Annotated in this window: 14 protein-coding genes; 8 read left to right on the top strand and 6 right to left on the bottom strand. The window is 70.3% G+C overall.

The window, feature by feature from the left end:
- The first annotated feature begins 117 nt into the window (after positions 1-117).
- Entirely contained in the window at positions 118-585 is a 468-nt protein-coding gene (locus SSP08S_RS19775; RefSeq protein WP_019069355.1) for a MarR family winged helix-turn-helix transcriptional regulator, read from the top strand.
- Positions 586-606: 21 nt separating this feature from the next.
- Here the strand turns inward: SSP08S_RS19775 and SSP08S_RS19770 are convergent, their stop codons facing one another.
- Positions 607-1,245, bottom strand: coding sequence for an HD domain-containing protein (locus SSP08S_RS19770; protein WP_019069354.1), 639 nt, complete (start codon positions 1,243-1,245; stop codon positions 607-609).
- A 96-nt stretch (positions 1,246-1,341) separates the two neighbouring features.
- Here SSP08S_RS19770 and SSP08S_RS19765 point away from each other — a divergent pair, with 96 nt between their 5' ends.
- Entirely contained in the window at positions 1,342-2,322 is a 981-nt protein-coding gene (locus SSP08S_RS19765) for a GlxA family transcriptional regulator (RefSeq protein ID WP_019069353.1), read from the top strand.
- A 15-nt stretch (positions 2,323-2,337) separates the two neighbouring features.
- On the opposite strand, the gene SSP08S_RS19760 is transcribed toward SSP08S_RS19765, so the two are convergent.
- Positions 2,338-3,015 carry a TetR/AcrR family transcriptional regulator gene (locus tag SSP08S_RS19760; RefSeq protein WP_026178647.1) on the bottom strand — a complete coding sequence of 226 codons (678 nt, stop codon included), beginning with the start codon at positions 3,013-3,015 and terminating at the stop codon, positions 2,338-2,340.
- A 59-nt stretch (positions 3,016-3,074) separates the two neighbouring features.
- Here SSP08S_RS19760 and SSP08S_RS19755 point away from each other — a divergent pair, with 59 nt between their 5' ends.
- On the top strand, positions 3,075-3,935 hold the full coding sequence (locus SSP08S_RS19755; RefSeq protein WP_019069351.1) for an SDR family NAD(P)-dependent oxidoreductase: 861 nt from the start codon (positions 3,075-3,077) through the stop codon (positions 3,933-3,935).
- 64 nt (positions 3,936-3,999) lie between these two features.
- Here the strand turns inward: SSP08S_RS19755 and SSP08S_RS55565 are convergent, their stop codons facing one another.
- The 3 genes from SSP08S_RS55565 to SSP08S_RS19740 all read right to left on the bottom strand — a co-directional run bounded on the left by SSP08S_RS55565 (position 4,000) and on the right by SSP08S_RS19740 (position 7,945).
- Entirely contained in the window at positions 4,000-5,391 is a 1,392-nt protein-coding gene (locus SSP08S_RS55565; RefSeq protein WP_019069350.1) for a C4-dicarboxylate transporter DctA, read from the bottom strand.
- 174 nt (positions 5,392-5,565) lie between these two features.
- Complete coding sequence (locus tag SSP08S_RS19745; protein WP_304951784.1) at positions 5,566-7,185, bottom strand: peptide-N4-asparagine amidase; 1,620 nt, start codon at positions 7,183-7,185, stop codon at positions 5,566-5,568.
- A gap of 10 nt (positions 7,186-7,195) precedes the next feature.
- Complete coding sequence (locus tag SSP08S_RS19740; RefSeq protein ID WP_043259551.1) at positions 7,196-7,945, bottom strand: L,D-transpeptidase family protein; 750 nt, start codon at positions 7,943-7,945, stop codon at positions 7,196-7,198.
- 195 nt (positions 7,946-8,140) lie between these two features.
- Here SSP08S_RS19740 and SSP08S_RS19735 point away from each other — a divergent pair, with 195 nt between their 5' ends.
- From SSP08S_RS19735 to SSP08S_RS19720, 4 genes are all read left to right on the top strand, one after another.
- The gene (locus SSP08S_RS19735; RefSeq protein WP_019069347.1) at positions 8,141-10,012 is read left to right on the top strand and encodes an ABC transporter ATP-binding protein; all 1,872 of its coding nucleotides are present in this window, start codon (positions 8,141-8,143) and stop codon (positions 10,010-10,012) included.
- Positions 10,009-11,790, top strand: a complete 1,782-nt coding sequence (locus SSP08S_RS19730) for an ABC transporter ATP-binding protein (protein WP_019069346.1) — start codon at positions 10,009-10,011, stop codon at positions 11,788-11,790. The genes SSP08S_RS19735 and SSP08S_RS19730 overlap by 4 nt, the downstream gene beginning before the upstream one ends.
- Before the next feature lie 315 nt (positions 11,791-12,105).
- On the top strand, positions 12,106-12,582 hold the full coding sequence (locus tag SSP08S_RS19725) for a DUF5709 domain-containing protein (protein ID WP_019069345.1): 477 nt from the start codon (positions 12,106-12,108) through the stop codon (positions 12,580-12,582).
- Positions 12,583-12,639: 57 nt separating this feature from the next.
- The gene (locus SSP08S_RS19720; RefSeq protein WP_019069344.1) at positions 12,640-12,909 is read left to right on the top strand and encodes a type B 50S ribosomal protein L31; all 270 of its coding nucleotides are present in this window, start codon (positions 12,640-12,642) and stop codon (positions 12,907-12,909) included.
- Between the two features lie 32 nt (positions 12,910-12,941).
- Here the strand turns inward: SSP08S_RS19720 and SSP08S_RS19715 are convergent, their stop codons facing one another.
- Positions 12,942-13,733: a metal-dependent hydrolase gene (locus SSP08S_RS19715; protein WP_026178646.1), complete on the bottom strand. Its 792-nt coding sequence runs from the start codon at positions 13,731-13,733 to the stop codon at positions 12,942-12,944.
- Positions 13,734-13,878: 145 nt separating this feature from the next.
- Here SSP08S_RS19715 and SSP08S_RS19710 point away from each other — a divergent pair, with 145 nt between their 5' ends.
- Positions 13,879-16,392 carry a DEAD/DEAH box helicase gene (locus SSP08S_RS19710; protein ID WP_019069342.1) on the top strand — a complete coding sequence of 838 codons (2,514 nt, stop codon included), beginning with the start codon at positions 13,879-13,881 and terminating at the stop codon, positions 16,390-16,392.
- The last annotated feature ends 4 nt before the right edge of the window (positions 16,393-16,396 follow it).

The following is a 16,396-nucleotide window of genomic DNA, read 5'->3' as shown; positions in this document are numbered from 1 at the left end:
TGGTGAGGTGATCAGGGCTGGTCGAGCACTCAGAACTCGTGGAGCAATGAGATCTGGTGGAGCATAGCTCATTGTTACCTATACTCACAATGAACAAGGTCCTGATATTGTTCCCGCATGACCACCCCCGATTCCGACGGCCTCCTCGCGGAGCAGCTGCTGCGGCTCACCCGCCGGGTGCACCGCATCCAGAAGCGCCATCTGGAGCAGCGCGACCTCGGCATCACCCCGGCCCAGTCCCGCCTGCTGCGCACGCTCGCGCACTTCGGCTCGCCGCCCCGCATGGCCGACCTCGCCGAGCGCCTCGAGGTGGTGCCGCGCGCGGTGACGACGCTGGTCGACGGCCTGGAGGCGAGCGGCAAGGTACGGCGGGTGCCCGACCCGTCCAACCGGCGGGTCATCCGCATCGAGATCACGGACGACGGTCGCAAGGCGCTCAGCGAGCTGCGCAGCGCCCGGCGGGGCGCCGCGGACGAGATCCTCGCGCCCCTCACGGATGTGGAGCGCGAGGTGCTGCGGACCTTGCTGGACACGCTGGTGGACGGCACGCCCGGTACCCATGAGGAGCACGGGCGGACCTGCTGACCACAGGCGGTCGCCACGGCGTCACTCCGGCCAGTCCGAGCCCTTGATCTTCTCGACGAAGTCGCCGCGCACGAAGCCCGGTACGAAGTGGGCCAGTACGTCCGCCTTGATGTTGCCGAAGGTGGTCTCGGGGCGGTCCTTGATGCCCTCGGTGAAGGCGGCGAGGATCCCGTTCTTGAAGTCCGGGCGGGGATGCGCCGCCACGACGGCCGCGCGCTGCCCCTCGGAGACGGCGTCGTAGCCGATGCCCACGACGTCCAGCGACACACCCCGGTTGACCAGGGCGATCTCGGCCGCCATGTGCAGCGGGATCTCCTGGGTGGTGTGCAGCGCGATGCTCGTCCAGACCCGGTCGGCCGACTCACCGGTGATGCCGTGCGCCTGCAGGAACCGGCGGGCCTCATCGGCGCCGTCGATCTCGAAGCGCTGGTCGGTCCGGCGGAACTTCTCGGTGAGCCCGAGGTCGTGGAACATCGCGGCCACGTAGAGCAGTTCGGGGTCGTAACGGATGCCCTGCTCCCGGCCGCGCAGGGCGCCCCACAGGAACACCCGCCGGGAGTGGTCGAACAGCAGCGGCGACGCGGCCTCGCGCACCAGTTCGGTCGCCTCCCGTGCCAGCGCGCTGTCCGGGATCTCCACGCCTGCGATCACTTCACTCATCGTTCTTCCCTCTCCTCGACGGCCTGTGCGTCCAGGATCTTCGGCGGCGTACGCTGGAGCCATGTCCTCAGAGCCATAAAAACCACGGATTCGGACATGACCGCGGTCCCGCTCCCTCGGGTCGGCTTCGTCGTCTTCGACGGCGTGACCCTGCTCGACGTCAGCGGCCCGGCCGAGGTGCTGCACCAGTCGGGCAAACTCGGCCATCCCTACGAGGTGGTGCTGGTCTCTCCGCACGGCGGCCCAATCACCACCGCCAACGGACTCGCCCTGACCGGCACGGTGACCGCGGCCGACGCGGGGCCGGTCGACACGGTGGTGGTCGCCGGGGGCGATCTACTGGCCCAACACCCCGCCGAGGAAGGGCTGTTGAGTACGACACGCGCCCTCACCGACCATGCGGCACGGGTCACGTCCGTCTGCACAGGTGCCTTCGTCCTCGCCGAACTCGGCCTGCTCGACGGCCGTTCGGCCACGACCCACTGGCGGCAGGCCGGGACACTGGCCCGCCGTTACCCCCGGGTGCGCGTCGAACCGGACGCCATCCACGTCCGCGACGGCCGCTTCGTCACCTCGGCGGGAATCACTGCCGGGATCGACCTGGCGCTCGCCCTCGTCGAGGACGACCACGGAGCGGCCGTGGCCCGGGACGTCGCCCGCGAGCTGGTGGTCTTCATGCAACGCCCGGGCGGCCAGTCGCAGTTCTCCGCGGCGACCACCACCCCGCCGCCGCGCACCGATCCCCTGCGGTCACTGATCGCGTCCGTGCTGGCCGACCCCGCCGCCGACCACAGCCTGCCCGCCATGGCGGCGACCGCGGCCGTCAGCACCCGGCACCTGACGCGGCTCTTCCGCACCGAACTCGGGACCACGCCCGCCCGTTGGGTCGAACGGGTGCGTCTCGACCGCGCCCAACACCTGCTCCTCGAAGGCCACAGCGTCACCTCCGCGGCACACCACAGCGGGCTCGGCACCGACGAGACCCTCCGCCGCGCCTTCGCCCGCCATCTGGACACCACACCGACGCACTACCGCAGCCGTTTCACGAGCACGCGCGGGCGGTCGTCGACGCCATGAGTCACCGACGGCACTTCACCTCTCCGCCGGTGGCATGCCGTTCAACAACGCCGTGAGGATGCGGGTCAGTTGGGGCTCGACGTCGACCAGCGCGTGCGCCAACTCGGGATGCGTCTCGTAGAGCGTGCGAAGCCTGGTACCGGGGGCGGCCATCTGGAGAAGCGCCCCGGCCATGCTCGTGGCCGTGGCGATCACGTCCACGGCGGCACGCTCGGTGATCTCGAGCAGTCGGCACAACTCGGCCGCCACGGCGGCGACTTCACCGAGTACGACGGTCTTGAACGCGTACACGGACTCCAGCGACACATTGCGTTCCAGGTTCAACGGCGCCTGAGCCAGGAGGTCGCAGAAGAACGGCCGCGCGACGAGCGACTGCGCGAGGACGGCCGCGATCGCACCACGATCCCCGTCGGCGACTTCGGTGACGTCGGTGAATTCACTCAGCCGCGCGCGGAGCGCCGCCGACCAGTCCTCCCAGCCCTCGGCGGTCAGCGCCAGGAAGATCTGCTCCCGCGTCTCGAAGTACCGCAGCATGGCGGACTTGTGCATGCCGACGGCGGCGGCGATGTCCGTGAGGGTGACCTCGCGCACGCTGCGGTCGGCGCCGAGCGCCCGGGCGGCGTCGAGAATCGCCCGTTCGCGCTGCTGCTTGGCCGCGGCGCTGCGGGCTCGTTGCGGGGTGGGCGTGCTCATGACGCAGAGCATAGCGCAACACAGTTGCACTAATAACGAAACAGTGTTTTGCTAGACCCATGACACAGACATGGTTCATCACCGGTTCGTCCCGCGGCTTCGGCCGCAACCTCACCGTCGCCGCCCTGGAGGCCGGCGACCGGGTCGTCGCCACGGCACGCAGGCCGGAGCAGCTGGACGACCTCGTGAAGGAGTACGGCGACCGCGTGCTCCCCGTGGCCCTCGACGTCACCGACCGAGCGGCGGCAACGGCGGCTCTACAGGCGGGAGTCGACCGCTTCGGGAGGATCGACGTGGTCGTGAACAACGCCGGGTACGCCAACCTCTCCCCGGTCGAGACGACCCCCGAGGACGACTTCCGCCGCCAGTTCGACACGAACTTCTGGGGGGTCTACAACGTCTCGACGGCAGCGCTCCCGTTCCTCAAGGCACAGGGTGCGGGCACGGTCGTGCAGTTCTCGTCGGTCGGCGGCCGGGTCGGCGGCAATCCCGGGCTCGGGTCGTACCAGGCGGCGAAGTTCGCGGTCGACGGCTTCACCCGCGTGCTCGCGGCCGAGACCGCACCGTTCGGCATCAGGTATCTCGTCGTGGAACCGGGCGGCTTCGCGACCGACTGGGCCGGTTCGTCGATGCAGATACCGGAAGTACCGCCGGAGTACGACGAGACGGTCGGCTCGCTGATCCGCCTCTTCGACGGTCCCGTGGTCGCCGCGGGCGACCCGAAGCGCGCCGGGGAGATCCTGGTCCGGATCGTCAAGCAGCCGACCCTCCCCTCCCACCTCCTCCTGGGCGCCTTCGCCGTGGAGCTCGCGCAGAACTACTCACGCGACCAGATCGCACAGGCGGAGGCATGGCAGCGGGTGAGCCAGTCGGCCGACTTCGACCAGCCCTACCCGGCGGACCTCGTCGACCACGCATAGAAGAACGGGCCGCGACTCCCCACCACCTGGGCGGATCAGGAGCCGCGACCCGTCACGACAGCGCTCAACCGGCCTCGGCGGCCGACTCCTTGACGAGCTGCGCGGGGATCTCCGCGTCCGCTTCCACGCCGTTCTCCACGCCATCGTCTTCTACTTCTACGACCGTGATCTCACCGTCGAGGACCTTCTTCGCCCGCTCGATGTCGAGCGCGCCCTCCCAGCGGGAGACGGCGAAGACGGCGACGCAGTTGCCGAGGAGGTTGGTGACGACGCGCATCGAGTCCATGATGCGGTCCACACCCAGGAGCAGGGCGACCGCGCCGGCCGGGATCGCGCCCAGCGAGGAGGCCGTGGCGGACAGGGCGAGGAAGGCCGAACCGGGGATGCCGGCCATGCCCTTGCTGGTCAGCATGAGCACCAGGATCACGGTGATCTGCTGGCCGAGGCTGAGGTCGACGCCGACGGCCTGGGCGATGAACAGGGTGCCGATGGAGAGGTAGAGCGAGGCTCCGTCGAGGTTGAAGGAGTAGCCGGTGGGCAGCACCAGGCCCACCGCGTCGTCCCGGGCGCCCGCCTTGCGCAGCTTCTGCATCACGCGCGGCATGACGGACTCGGTGGAGGCGGTGCCGAGCGCGAGCAGCATCTCCTCACGGATGTAGCGGAGGAACTTCCAGAGGCTGAGCCCGGTGACCAGCCGCAGCGCGACGGCGAGCAGTGCGACGAAGAGCGCGGCGGCGACGTAGCAGAGGATGATCAGCTTGGCGTAGGTCTTGATCACACCGAGCCCGTACTGGCCGACGAGGACGGCCATCGCGCCGAACACGGCGAGCGGGGCGAGCCGCATGACGAAGCCGACGATCGCGAAGATGATCTCCTGGGCCTGCTCGATCGCGGGCAGCACCTGGGGCACCTTGGTGTGGCCGAGGTGGAGCAGCGCGGCGCCCACCAGGCAGGCCAGGATGAGGACTTGGAGCAGGGAGTTCTCGGCGAAGGCGCCGATGAAACTGGTGGGCAGCGCGTTGACGATGAACTCGGTCGTCGAGGGCAGCGCGGCACCGCCCGTCTTCGCGTCCACCGCCGAGGTGTTGAGGGTGGACGGGTCGACGTGCATCCCGGAGCCGGGCTGGACGACGTTGGCGAGGACCAGGCCGATGATCAGCGCCGCGGTGGACGCGACCTCGAACCAGATCAGCGCCTTGAGGCCGATCCGGCCGAAGGCCTTGAGGTCACCGGCCTTGGCGATGCCCACGACGACCACACAGAACACGAGCGGCGAGATGATCGTCTTGATGAGCCGGGTGAATCCGTCGCCGAGGGGCTGGAAGTCTGTGGCCACGTCGGGCCACAGCTTTCCGACGAGGATTCCGAGGACGAGCGCGCAGGCGACCTGCGCGAAGAGAGAGGTACGCAATATGCGTGCGACGCGTCGCGGCAGGGGCGGGACGGACGGCGGCACGGGCACTCCTTGAGGGGGGACGGTCGTTCGCGGAAGCCGAATGGGGTGACTTCTGCGATACGGAAAGCGGCTTCCGTGACGATCACTTTGAAGCCGTTGTTGATCGCCCCGAAAACCTCCGTGTGACAGCCGTGTAAATCACGAACCCGAGTGACGCGTCGCACGCACGACGGCTCAGCAGCCGCTGCTGTCCTCGGTCAGCACCCCCTGCGCGGTCGCCAGCGAGCGGTCGTAGCAGCCGCCCGAGCCGTACAGCCGATAGCGCTCGCTCGACGTCCCGACGGCATGCCGCTGATCACGCGGGACGCCGAGCGTGTACGTCGCGTCCCCGCTGTAGGTGTCATCGAGCCGCGACCATCCGGTCCGCCGCCCGTCCCGCGTATCGACGACCGCCGCCCGGTCGCCGAGCGTGAGAACGGTACGCAGCCGGTCGTCCGTGCCGATGGTCGTCGCACCGTTCATCGTGTACGTCCGATGCGTGGCCGTCGTCCGGGCCGGCCCCCGTCCGTCTACGGTCACCGACTCGTCGTCCGTCCAGGTCGCGTCGAGCCCGTCCATGTTCTCGCCGTCGATCCAGCGGTGCACGGAGGTGTTCGTGAGCCTGCGGTCCACCGTGGTCGCCACCCGTCCGTGCGAGGTGTCGACGTAACCGGCGACGGTCAGCCGATGACCGGCGTCGGTGTCCACGCGTTCCTCCGAACCGGGCGTGTACGCCGAGGAGTTGGCGAGCTCGCCCGCCCGGTCGAGGGTGAGCTTTCCGGTGACGTGGGCACGCTGCGCGTCCTGCCAGACGAGCACGTTCACCGGCGCGCTCCAACCGCTCTGCCCCTCGGGCACGCCCACGACGGAGACGTCGACATGGTGCGGGCGGCCGTCGTTGAGCAGCCCGGCGAAGGGCGTGAGGTCGTATTCGATCGGCTTGACGTCGAAGGCGCGCGGGCCCGGAATGACGTACCAGAGGAAGGGGTCGGACCAGCCGCCGGTCCACACGTTCGGGAACGGGGCGGCGATTCCGGCGAGTTGACCGTCGACCTTGATCTGCACCTCGCGGTAGGGGCCCTTGTCGGCCTGGCAGGAGTACGGCGCCGAGTCGGGGACGGCAAGATACCAGAATTCCTCGCAGCCGCCGCCGGATCCGGTGGCGTACACCTCGGCGACGATGCGTTCGCTGTTGCGCGGGGTGGTGACGGTCGAGTCGGCGCCGAGGGTGAGGACGCGGTCGGGGCTCTGCGCCGCCGCGGGTCTGCCCTCGTAGAACGTCAGCGTGGCCTTGACGCCGATGACTCCGGTGTAGGTGTCGTCGACGACGTTGCCGATGAGCATCTCGACGTTCTGTGTGTCGCGGAAGGTGGCGCTGTAGCGGGTGACGTCCTTCTCGACGGACCATGCGATGCCGTCGGGCGAGGGCTCCGGTGTCGAGGTGCGCAGGATCTCGACCCCGCCGACGTGCAGATAGCCGAGCCGGTCGTACTGGCGCCCCTTGACCGTGCCGTCGAGGCGGAGCACGACCTTGCTCCAGCGGTCACCGCAGCCCTTGGGCGGTGTGTACGTCCCCTGGTACGGGGTGAAGTCGCGGAACTCGGTGTCGGCGAGGGTGACTTGGCAGGACTTGGTGGCGGGCCTGGCGATGGGTGGCGCGGCGGTCAGGGGGTCGTGCCAGTCGGTGCCGAACTCGGCGGGGACATCGGCCGGTTGGGCCTTGGTATCGACTGCCTGGGCGGGGCTCACGCCCAGCAGGGCGCTCGCCAGGAGGGTCGCCCCGGCGAGCATGGACATGACTATCCGGTTTCTCATGGGCGGTGTTCTACCCCTTGAGGTCCGCCCTGTCCCCCATCAGCACCACGGGATGCCGCTCCGGGTCGAGCGTGCGCAGCAGGTACTCCATCGCCTCCTTGGGCAGGCTGACGCACGCCGACGTACCGCTGCCGTGGTCCAGATGCAGCCAGATCCCGCCGCCCTTGTCCTCGCCCTCGGGCTGTTCGGCGTCGTCGGGCGGGGTACCCGGGACGCGGTTGTAGTCGATGGCGATGACGTAGTCGAAGTCGTGCCAGTGGGACTCGTCCCAGTCGCGCGGCGCCTCGTACGACTCGTCCTGGCTGTACGGGAGCGCCGTGCCCGGGTCGTCGAGCACACCGCCCGCGGCGGTCAGGGTGAACACGCCGACGGGGCTGCGTTCGTCCCCGAGGTGGTGGTCGAGGGTCCAGCCCCGCTTGCCGTTGTGCGCGGGCCAGCTGCGGGTCCGCTCCCAGGTGGAGCCGTGCTTCGTGAACAGGACGGCGGTGGAGTACGGGGAGTCCTTGCCGTCGCCGTAGACCGCGAGGACCTGGCGGGATTCGGCGGGGATGTCGCGGTGGAGCCGGTCCCCGACGTCCGGGATGCGGGTCCGGACGGCGACGGCTTTTCGCGGGTGGGCCGCCTGGGGCCCCGGTCTCCCCTCCCGGCCGTCGGCGTGTCTTGTCTCCGTGCTTCCGCACGCGGACAGGGTCGTCATCGTCAGGAGGGAACCGAGAGCCGCCATCGCGACCATCGCACGTCGTGTGCCGCCACTCTGCATCGGCCCATGGTCACATCGCGTTTGGCGACATTGCGTGAGGTCACGGACATCTCGGCACGAATGGGTGAACGCCGGTTCTGACCCCCGACGGGGAAAACCGCTTGCTTCCGACCACGCTGCGAGGCGAACCTTTCACGGTTTGTTGCCGCACTCCGCGGTTCCTTCCGCCGCCCCGACCAGAGCCACTGGGACGTCATGCAGATTCAAGACCTTCCGTATCCCGACCCGGGTGTGCCGGACGCCCGCTCGGGGCCCCGATTCCTGTGGTGGCTCGGCCGGAACCAGCTCGGCGGACAGTTCAAGTCGCTCGCCTGGGGACTGCTGCACTTCGTGTCCGTCTGCGCGCTGCCGTTCTGGGTGGGACTCGCCGTCCAGGCCGTGGTCGACCGCTCCGGCAGCCGGCTCGCCCTGACCGGCGGGCTGATGGCGCTGTGCGGAGCGGGCATCGCCGTGGGCGACACCTTCCTGCACCGGGCCGCCGTCACCAACTGGATCACGGCCGCCGCCCGCGTCCAGCAACTGCTGGCCCGCCAGGCCGCCCATCTCGGGTCGGCGCTGACCCGCCGGGTCGCGGCCGGTGAGGTCGTGGCCGTGTCCACGGGAGACGTCGAGAAGATCGGCTGGTTCGTCGAGGCACTGTCCCGCTTCCTGGCCGCCGCGCTGACCGTCGTCGTCGTGTGCGTCGGCCTGTTCGTGTACCAGCCGGCCCTCGGTGTCGTCGTCGCCGTGGGCATGCCCGTGCTGGCGGTCTCCGTGCTCCCGCTGCTGCCCCGCGCCACCCGGCGCGCGGACATACAGCGCGAGAAGGCGGGACGCGCCACCGAACTGGCCTCCGACACGGTCGCCGGACTGCGGGTGCTGCGCGGCATCGGCGGTGAGGAACTGTTCCTCGACCGCTACCGCCGTGCCTCCCAGGAGGTGCGCCACGCTGCCGTGCGCAGCGCCCGGATGTGGTCGCTGATCTCCGCGATCCAGGTGCTGCTGCCGGGTCTGCTGCTGATCGTCGTCGTCTGGCACGGTGTGCACCTGGCCCGCGAGGGCCGGATCACGGTGGGTGAACTGGTCACCGTCTACAGCGCGGTGATGGTCATGTCCTACCCGCTGCGGCACTTCGAGGAGATCGCCATGGCGTACTCCTTCTCCCGTCCCTCGGCCCGACGCGCCGCGCGTGTGCTGTCCCTGGAGCGGGTCACCGACACCGTGGGATCGCGCGCGGCCGAGGTGCCGGCCGGGGATCTGTACGACCCGGCCACCGGTCTGCTCGTGCCGTCCGGCCGGTTCACCGCCGTGGTGTGCGGCGACCCCGACGCGGCCGGGCGGCTGGCGGAACGCCTCGGCGGACACCCGGCCGAGGCGGGCACCTCGGTGCTCCTGGACGGCGTGGCGCTCGACGAACTCCCCCTCGCCTCCGCTCGCACCGCGGTCCTCGTCCAGGACAAGGACCCGGTGCTGCTGTCCGGTTCGCTGCGCGAACTGCTCGATGTGCCCTCCTCGGGTGCGGTCGGCGCGGAGCAGGCCCTGGCCGCCGCGCAGTGCGGTGACGTGCTGGTGGCGCTGGCGCAAGGTTCGCTCGACACCGACGACCCGATGGACGCCCGCATCACCGAACGCGGGCGCTCCCTCTCCGGCGGCCAGCGCCAGCGGCTCGCCCTGGCCCGGTCGTTGATCACCGATCCCGAGGTACTCGTCCTGGACGAGCCGACCTCCGCCGTCGACTCCCACACCGAGGCCCGGATCGCGGACGGCGTAAGGAAGTTGAGGGCCGGCCGGACCACGGCGGTGTTCACCTCCTCGCCCCTGCTCCTGGACCACGCGGACCGGGTGGTCCTCGTGCACGAGGACGAGGTCGTGGCGGTCGGCACCCATCGCGACCTGCTCCGGAGCGAGCCGCGGTACCGGGCCGTGGTGACCCGTGAGACGGAGGAGGAGACGGCACTGCACAACGCCGCCGACAGCGGGACCGCTCCGCAGAACGCCGTCGCCGACGAGGCCGCTCTGCGAAGCACCCTGGACGACCACGATGTCGCGCTGCGCGGCGCGCTGGAAGAAATCGAGGAGACCGCATGATCGGCGTGGCGCCCCCGGCGTACGACCCGGCGGCCCCGACCACGGCCAACACCCTGCCGGTCGGCGCCCCCGCGACCGTACGCGCCTACGTGTCCGAACTGTTCCGCCGTCATCGCCGGGCCTTCCTCCTCCTGGTCACCGTGAACACGGTCGCCGTGGTCGCGTCGATGGTGGGCCCCTATCTCCTCGGCGACCTGGTCGAACGGGTGTCGGACGGAGCGCGGGAACTCCATCTCGGCCTGACCATCGGGCTGTTCGGGATCGCTCTCGCCGTCCAGGCCGTGTTCATCCGGCAGGTACGGCTGCGGGGCGCGATGCTCGGCGAGCGGATGCTGGCCGATCTGCGCGAGGACTTCCTCGTACGGTCGGTCGGACTGCCTCCGGGTGTCCTGGAACGGGCGGGCACCGGCGACCTCCTGTCCCGCATCACCACCGACATCGACCGGCTCGCCAACGCGATGCGCGAGGCCGTACCGCAGTTGGCGATCGGCGTCGTGTGGGCGTTGCTGCTGCTCGGCGGCCTTGTCGTGACCGTGCCGGCGCTGGCGCCCGCCGTACTGATCGCGGTGCCGCTCCTGGTGGTCGGCTGCCGCTGGTACTACAAGCGCGCACCCGCCGGTTACCGCTCCGAGGCCGCCGGGTACGCCGCCGTCGCCGCGGCCCTCGCGGAGACCGTGGACGCGGGACGCACCATCGAGGCGCACCGCCTGGGCGACCGGCGCATCGCGCTCTCGGAGCGCCGCGTCAAGGAGTGGACGGCCTGGGAGAACTACACGCTCTGGCTGCGGTCGGTGCTCTTCCCGGTCATCAACATCACGCACGTGACGGTGCTCTGCTCGGTCCTGATGCTCGGCGGGGTGTTCGTCCTGCACGGCTGGATCGGGGTGGGCGAGCTGACGACGGGCGCCCTGCTCGCGCAGATGCTCGTCGACCCGGTGAACCTGATCCTGCGCTGGTACGACGAGCTCCAGGTCGCCCAGGTCTCGCTCGCCCGGCTGGTCGGTGTCCGGGACATCGAGCCCGATGCCGGGGACGCCGGGCTGTCCCCCGAGGGCCGGGACGTGCATGCGGACCGGGTGCACTTCGGCTACCGCGAGGGCGTCGACGTACTGCGCAAGGTGTCCCTGGAGGTCGCACCCGGCACCCGGCTGGCCCTGGTCGGCCCCTCGGGCGCGGGCAAGTCCACTCTGGGCAGGCTGCTCGCCGGCATCTACGCGCCCCGGGACGGCCGGATCACTCTCGGCGGCGCCGAACTCTCCCGGATGACCGCCGAACACGTCCGCTCCCATGTGGCCCTCGTCAACCAGGAGCACCACGTCTTCGTGGGCTCCCTGCGCGACAACCTCCTCCTCGCCCGGACCGACGCGGCGGACGCGGAGCTGTGGGCGGCGCTCGGCGCGGTCGACGCGGACGGCTGGGCGCGGGCACTGGACGAGGGCCTCGACACCGAGGTGGGCTCGGGCGGGCTTGCGCTCACCCCGGCCCAGGCCCAGCAGATCGCGCTGGCCCGGCTGGTGCTGGCCGATCCGCACACGCTGGTCCTGGACGAGGCGACCTCGCTCCTCGACCCGCGCGCGGCCCGCCATCTGGAACGGTCCCTGGCCCGCGTCCTCGACGGCCGCACGGTCGTCGCGATCGCCCACCGCCTGCACACGGCACACGACGCGGACGTCATCGCCGTGGTCGAGAACGGCCGCATCAGCGAACTGGGCAGCCATGATCAGCTGGTGGCGGCGGAGGGTGCATACGCGGCGCTCTGGCGGTCGTGGCACGGGTAGCTCCGCCGGTTTGACGGCGACCGACCTGGAGGTCGGTTGGGGGGCTGATCGCAGAGGGTCGTGACGTGGCTGCGGGCCGGTGGGGGCTGGTCGCGCCCACGCGGCGGAGCCGCACACGTCACGGCCCCGCGCCCCTGACGGGGCCCGTGCCGTTGCGCGCGGGGGAAAAGGGGTGGAAGGCTGGGGAGCGGCACCGGTTCGGGGAGTGCCCGGGGACCATGTGGTTCGTGCCGGGCTCCGCCTGTGCCCCGCACAGCGGCGGCCCGCCGCCGAGCGCGGTGAGTACGGGCCGGTCCCCACCACCTGGAGGTACCCGTGAACAGCGTCGACGGATGGGGAGACGACGTCTACCAGCCCGACGGATCCGAGGTACAGGACGACGCGGGCCTGCTCGACGCGGAGGACACCCTCGTGGCCGACGGTGTCGAGGACCCCCTCGACCGCGGCTGGTCGCCACCGGACCGCCCCTGGGCGGTGGAGCGCGCCGACGTCACGGCCGCCGAGCGTCAGCACGGTGAGACCCTCGACCAGCGCCTCGCCGAGGAGGTCCCGGATCTCGCGGTGCCCGACGGCGACGGCCTCGGCGACTCCGAGGACACCGACGGCGAACTCCTGGACATCGAGGTCGGTGACATCCGCTCCGGCCGGCTCGTGGCACCCGACGAAGGGGCGCACGAGGACGAGGAGAGCGGCCTGATCGCCACCGACGTGGGCATCGACGGCGCGGCGGCCTCCGCCGAGGAGGCCGCGATGCACATCGTCGACGAGGACGAGGGTTCGCTCTACGGCTGACCTCGCCGTCCCTCGGCCGTCACCCACACCCCCGCCGCACGAGGAGCAGGAGCAGCCATGCAGCAGGACAAGCAGCCCGACTACCACCCCGTGGTCTTCCGCGACCGCTCCGCCGGATACGCCTTCCTGACCCGGTCCACCGCGACCAGCGACCGGACCATCGACTGGGACGACGGCGAGACCTACCCGGTCGTGGACGTGGAGATCTCCTCGGAGAGCCACCCCTTCTACACGGGCAAGGCCAGGACGGTGGACTCGGAGGGCCGCATCGCCCAGTTCGAGCGGCGCTACGGCGGAGGGGCGGGCGAGGGTTCCGGCGGGGCGTAACCCAGGGGCCATGCCGGAACGGGGGCCGGGCCTCAGATCACGTTGAGCGCCGCCGCGCAGCCCACTCCCCCGAGCAGTATGAACACCGGCATCAGGACCTTGAGCTCGACCCAGCTGCCCGCGCGGAACCGCATCACCTTCGGCGGCCCGATCGGGTACCAGCGCTTGCGGCCCAGCGGGATCGGCCACAGGATCGGGCAGCCGGAGACGGTCAGCGCGTCCCCGATGTCGTGCACCAGCGCGCCCAGCACGACCGGCAGGCCCAGCCACAGGTACTGGTGCTGGTCCGTGAACAGCCAGTCCGAACCGTTGCCCGGCTTGTCCAGCACTCCGGCCAGGATCCACGCGCTCGTCGCCGCCAGCAGCCACACCAGGATGTCGCTGCTGGAGCCGCGGGCCGCCCGCCACAGCAGGCCCTCGATGGCCAGCACCATGTGCACGAAGAGGATCGCCAGCACTCCCCAGCGACCGCCCAGGATCGCCACGCCCGCACTCCCCGCCCCGATCAGGACCGCCCACAGCCAGGTGTGGGTGAGTGTGCGGTGCCCGCCGTTGCGGCGCGGGTCGCCCTGCTTCCTGGTCCCCTTGTAGACGGCGTACGAGAGCTTGTCGACGACCTCGCACACGCCCCGGGAGAGGGGGCCGAAGGCCCGCGAGATGGTCGCCGCCTTGTGGTCGAGGTCCGGGGCGAGCGCGGCGCCGGCACAGATCAGCGCGCCGACCAGGACCACCGGCCAGGGCATCGGGTGTCCTGCCGCGGCTGTCGCCGCCCCGACGCCGAGCCAGGCCGCCGCTCCCGACAGTGAGTGTGCTGGTCCCATCATGGCCGTTCCCCGCCCCATTCCTCTTACGCCGCCGGTCAGTTGCTCGGGCGCCCTGACACTCCGTCGGCGACACAGCGTAGCGGTAGCGATCTTCATCTCCGCAGCCGATTCCCCCATCGGCCACGGCGCCAGGCAAGATGGGGTCGTGACCCTCATCGACCAGTTGCCGCCGACCGCAGACCCCGACGCCCTCTACGAAGCCTTCGAGTCGTGGGCCCAGGAGCGCGGTCTCACGCTCTACCCCCATCAGGAGGAGGCGCTGATCGAGGTGGTCTCCGGTGCGAACGTGATCGTGTCGACGCCCACCGGCTCCGGCAAGAGCATGATCGCCGCCGGCGCGCACTTCGCCGCGCTGGCCCGGGACGAGGTCACCTTCTACACCGCCCCGATCAAGGCGCTGGTCTCGGAGAAGTTCTTCGAGCTGTGCAAGATGTTCGGCACCGAGAACGTCGGCATGCTGACCGGCGACGCGTCCGTCAACTCGGACGCGCCCATCATCTGCTGCACCGCGGAGGTCCTCGCGTCGATCGCGCTGCGCGACGGCAAGCATGCCGACGTCGGCCAGGTCGTCATGGACGAGTTCCACTTCTACGCGGAGGCGGACCGCGGCTGGGCCTGGCAGATCCCGATCCTTGAGCTGCCGCAGGCGCAGTTCATCCTGATGTCGGCCACGCTCGGCGACGTCGCGATGTTCGAGAAGGACCTCACCCGACGCACCGGACGCCCGACCTCGGTGGTCCGCTCGGCGGTCCGGCCGGTGCCGCTGTCCTACGAGTACAAGCTGACCCCGCTCACCGAGACGCTGACCGAACTGCTGGAGACCCGGCAGGCGCCGGTCTACATCGTGCACTTCACCCAGGCGCAGGCCGTGGAGCGGGCGCAGGCGCTGATGAGCATCAACATGTCCTCGCGCGAGGAGAAGGACCAGATCGCCGAGCTGATCGGCAACTTCCGCTTCACCACCAAGTTCGGCCGCAATCTCTCCCGTTACGTACGGCACGGCATCGGCGTCCACCACGCCGGCATGCTGCCCAAGTACCGGCGCCTGGTGGAAAAGCTCGCGCAGGCCGGTCTGCTGAAGGTCATCTGCGGCACGGACACGCTCGGGGTGGGCGTCAACGTGCCCATCCGCACAGTGCTGTTCACGGCGCTGGCCAAGTACGACGGCGTCCGGGTTCGCACGCTGCGTGCCCGCGAGTTCCACCAGATCGCGGGCCGCGCGGGCCGCGCCGGTTTCGACACGGCGGGGCTCGTCGTCGCCCAGGCTCCGGAACATGTCGTCGAGAACGAGAAGGCGCTCGCCAAGGCGGGCGACGACCCGAAGAAGCGCCGGAAGGTCGTCCGGAAGAAGGCGCCCGAGGGCTTCGTCGGGTGGACGGAAGGCACCTTCGAGAAGCTCATCACCTCCGAACCGGAGCCGCTCACGTCCCGGTTCCGGGTCACGCACACGATGCTGCTGTCGGTCATCGCCCGTCCGGGCAACGCCTTCGAGGCGATGCGGCATCTCCTGGAGGACAACCACGAGCCGCGCAAGCAGCAGCTGCGGCACATCCGGCGCGCGATCGCGATCTACCGCTCGCTCCTGGACGGCGGCATCGTCGAGAAGCTCGACACTCCGGACGCCGAGGGCCGCATCGTGCGCCTCACGGTCGACCTGCAGCAGGACTTCGCCCTCAACCAGCCGCTGTCGACGTTCGCGCTCGCCGCGTTCGAGCTGCTGGACCCCGAGTCGCCGTCGTACGCGCTGGACATGGTGTCCGTCGTCGAGTCCACGCTGGACGACCCCCGGCAGATCCTGGCCGCCCAGCAGAACAAGGCGCGCGGCGAGGCCGTGGCGGCGATGAAGGCGGACGGCGTCGAGTACGAGGACCGCATGGAGCGCCTCCAGGACGTCAGTTACCCCAAGCCGCTGGAGGAGCTGCTCTTCCACGCGTACAACACGTACCGCAAGAGCCACCCGTGGGTCGGCGACCACCCGCTGTCGCCGAAGTCCGTGATCCGTGACATGTACGAACGGGCCATGTCCTTCACGGAGTTGACCTCCTACTACGAGCTGGCCCGCACCGAGGGCATCGTGCTGCGCTACCTCGCCGGTGCCTTCAAGGCCCTCGATCACACCGTCCCGGACGACCTCAAGTCCGAGGACCTGCAGGATCTGATCGCCTGGCTCGGCGAGATGGTGCGCCAGGTCGACTCCAGCCTGCTGGACGAGTGGGAGCAGCTCGCCAACCCGGAGGAGATGACCGCCGAGGAGGCCCAGGAGAAGGCCGACCAGGTCAAGCCGGTCACCGCGAACTCGCGTGCCTTCCGGGTCCTCGTCCGCAACGCGATGTTCCGCCGGGTCGAACTGGCCGCCCTCGACCATGTCGCGGAACTGGGCGAGATGGACGCCGAGTCCGGCTGGGACGAGGACGCGTGGGGCGAGGCGATGGACAAGTACTGGGACGAGTACGAGGACCTCGGCACCGGCCCCGACGCCCGCGGGCCCAAGCTCCTGCTCATCGAGGAGGAGCCGCAGCACAACCTGTGGCGCGTTCGGCAGATTTTCGCCGACCCGAACGGCGATCATGACTGGGGCATCAGCGCGGAGATCGATCTCGCGGCCTCCGACGCGGAGGGCCGTGCGGTCGTCCGTGTCACCGACGTCGGCCAGCTGTGAGCAC

The sequence above is a fragment of the Streptomyces hokutonensis genome (assembly GCF_000376565.1).
Lineage (GTDB): Bacteria > Actinomycetota > Actinomycetes > Streptomycetales > Streptomycetaceae > Streptomyces > Streptomyces hokutonensis.
This window is presented reverse-complemented; position numbering and strand designations above follow the sequence as displayed.

Coding starts and splice junctions, on each gene's coding strand:
- SSP08S_RS19775 (WP_019069355.1), top strand. CDS start 118: ATGACCACCCCCGATTCCGACGGCCTCCTCGCGGAGCAGCTGCTGCGG.
- SSP08S_RS19770 (WP_019069354.1), bottom strand. CDS start 1,245: ATGAGTGAAGTGATCGCAGGCGTGGAGATCCCGGACAGCGCGCTGGCA.
- SSP08S_RS19765 (WP_019069353.1), top strand. CDS start 1,342: ATGACCGCGGTCCCGCTCCCTCGGGTCGGCTTCGTCGTCTTCGACGGC.
- SSP08S_RS19760 (WP_026178647.1), bottom strand. CDS start 3,015: ATGAGCACGCCCACCCCGCAACGAGCCCGCAGCGCCGCGGCCAAGCAG.
- SSP08S_RS19755 (WP_019069351.1), top strand. CDS start 3,075: ATGACACAGACATGGTTCATCACCGGTTCGTCCCGCGGCTTCGGCCGC.
- SSP08S_RS19745 (WP_304951784.1), bottom strand. CDS start 7,185: ATGAGAAACCGGATAGTCATGTCCATGCTCGCCGGGGCGACCCTCCTG.
- SSP08S_RS19740 (WP_043259551.1), bottom strand. CDS start 7,945: ATGCAGAGTGGCGGCACACGACGTGCGATGGTCGCGATGGCGGCTCTC.
- SSP08S_RS19735 (WP_019069347.1), top strand. CDS start 8,141: ATGCAGATTCAAGACCTTCCGTATCCCGACCCGGGTGTGCCGGACGCC.
- SSP08S_RS19730 (WP_019069346.1), top strand. CDS start 10,009: ATGATCGGCGTGGCGCCCCCGGCGTACGACCCGGCGGCCCCGACCACG.
- SSP08S_RS19720 (WP_019069344.1), top strand. CDS start 12,640: ATGCAGCAGGACAAGCAGCCCGACTACCACCCCGTGGTCTTCCGCGAC.
- SSP08S_RS19715 (WP_026178646.1), bottom strand. CDS start 13,733: ATGATGGGACCAGCACACTCACTGTCGGGAGCGGCGGCCTGGCTCGGC.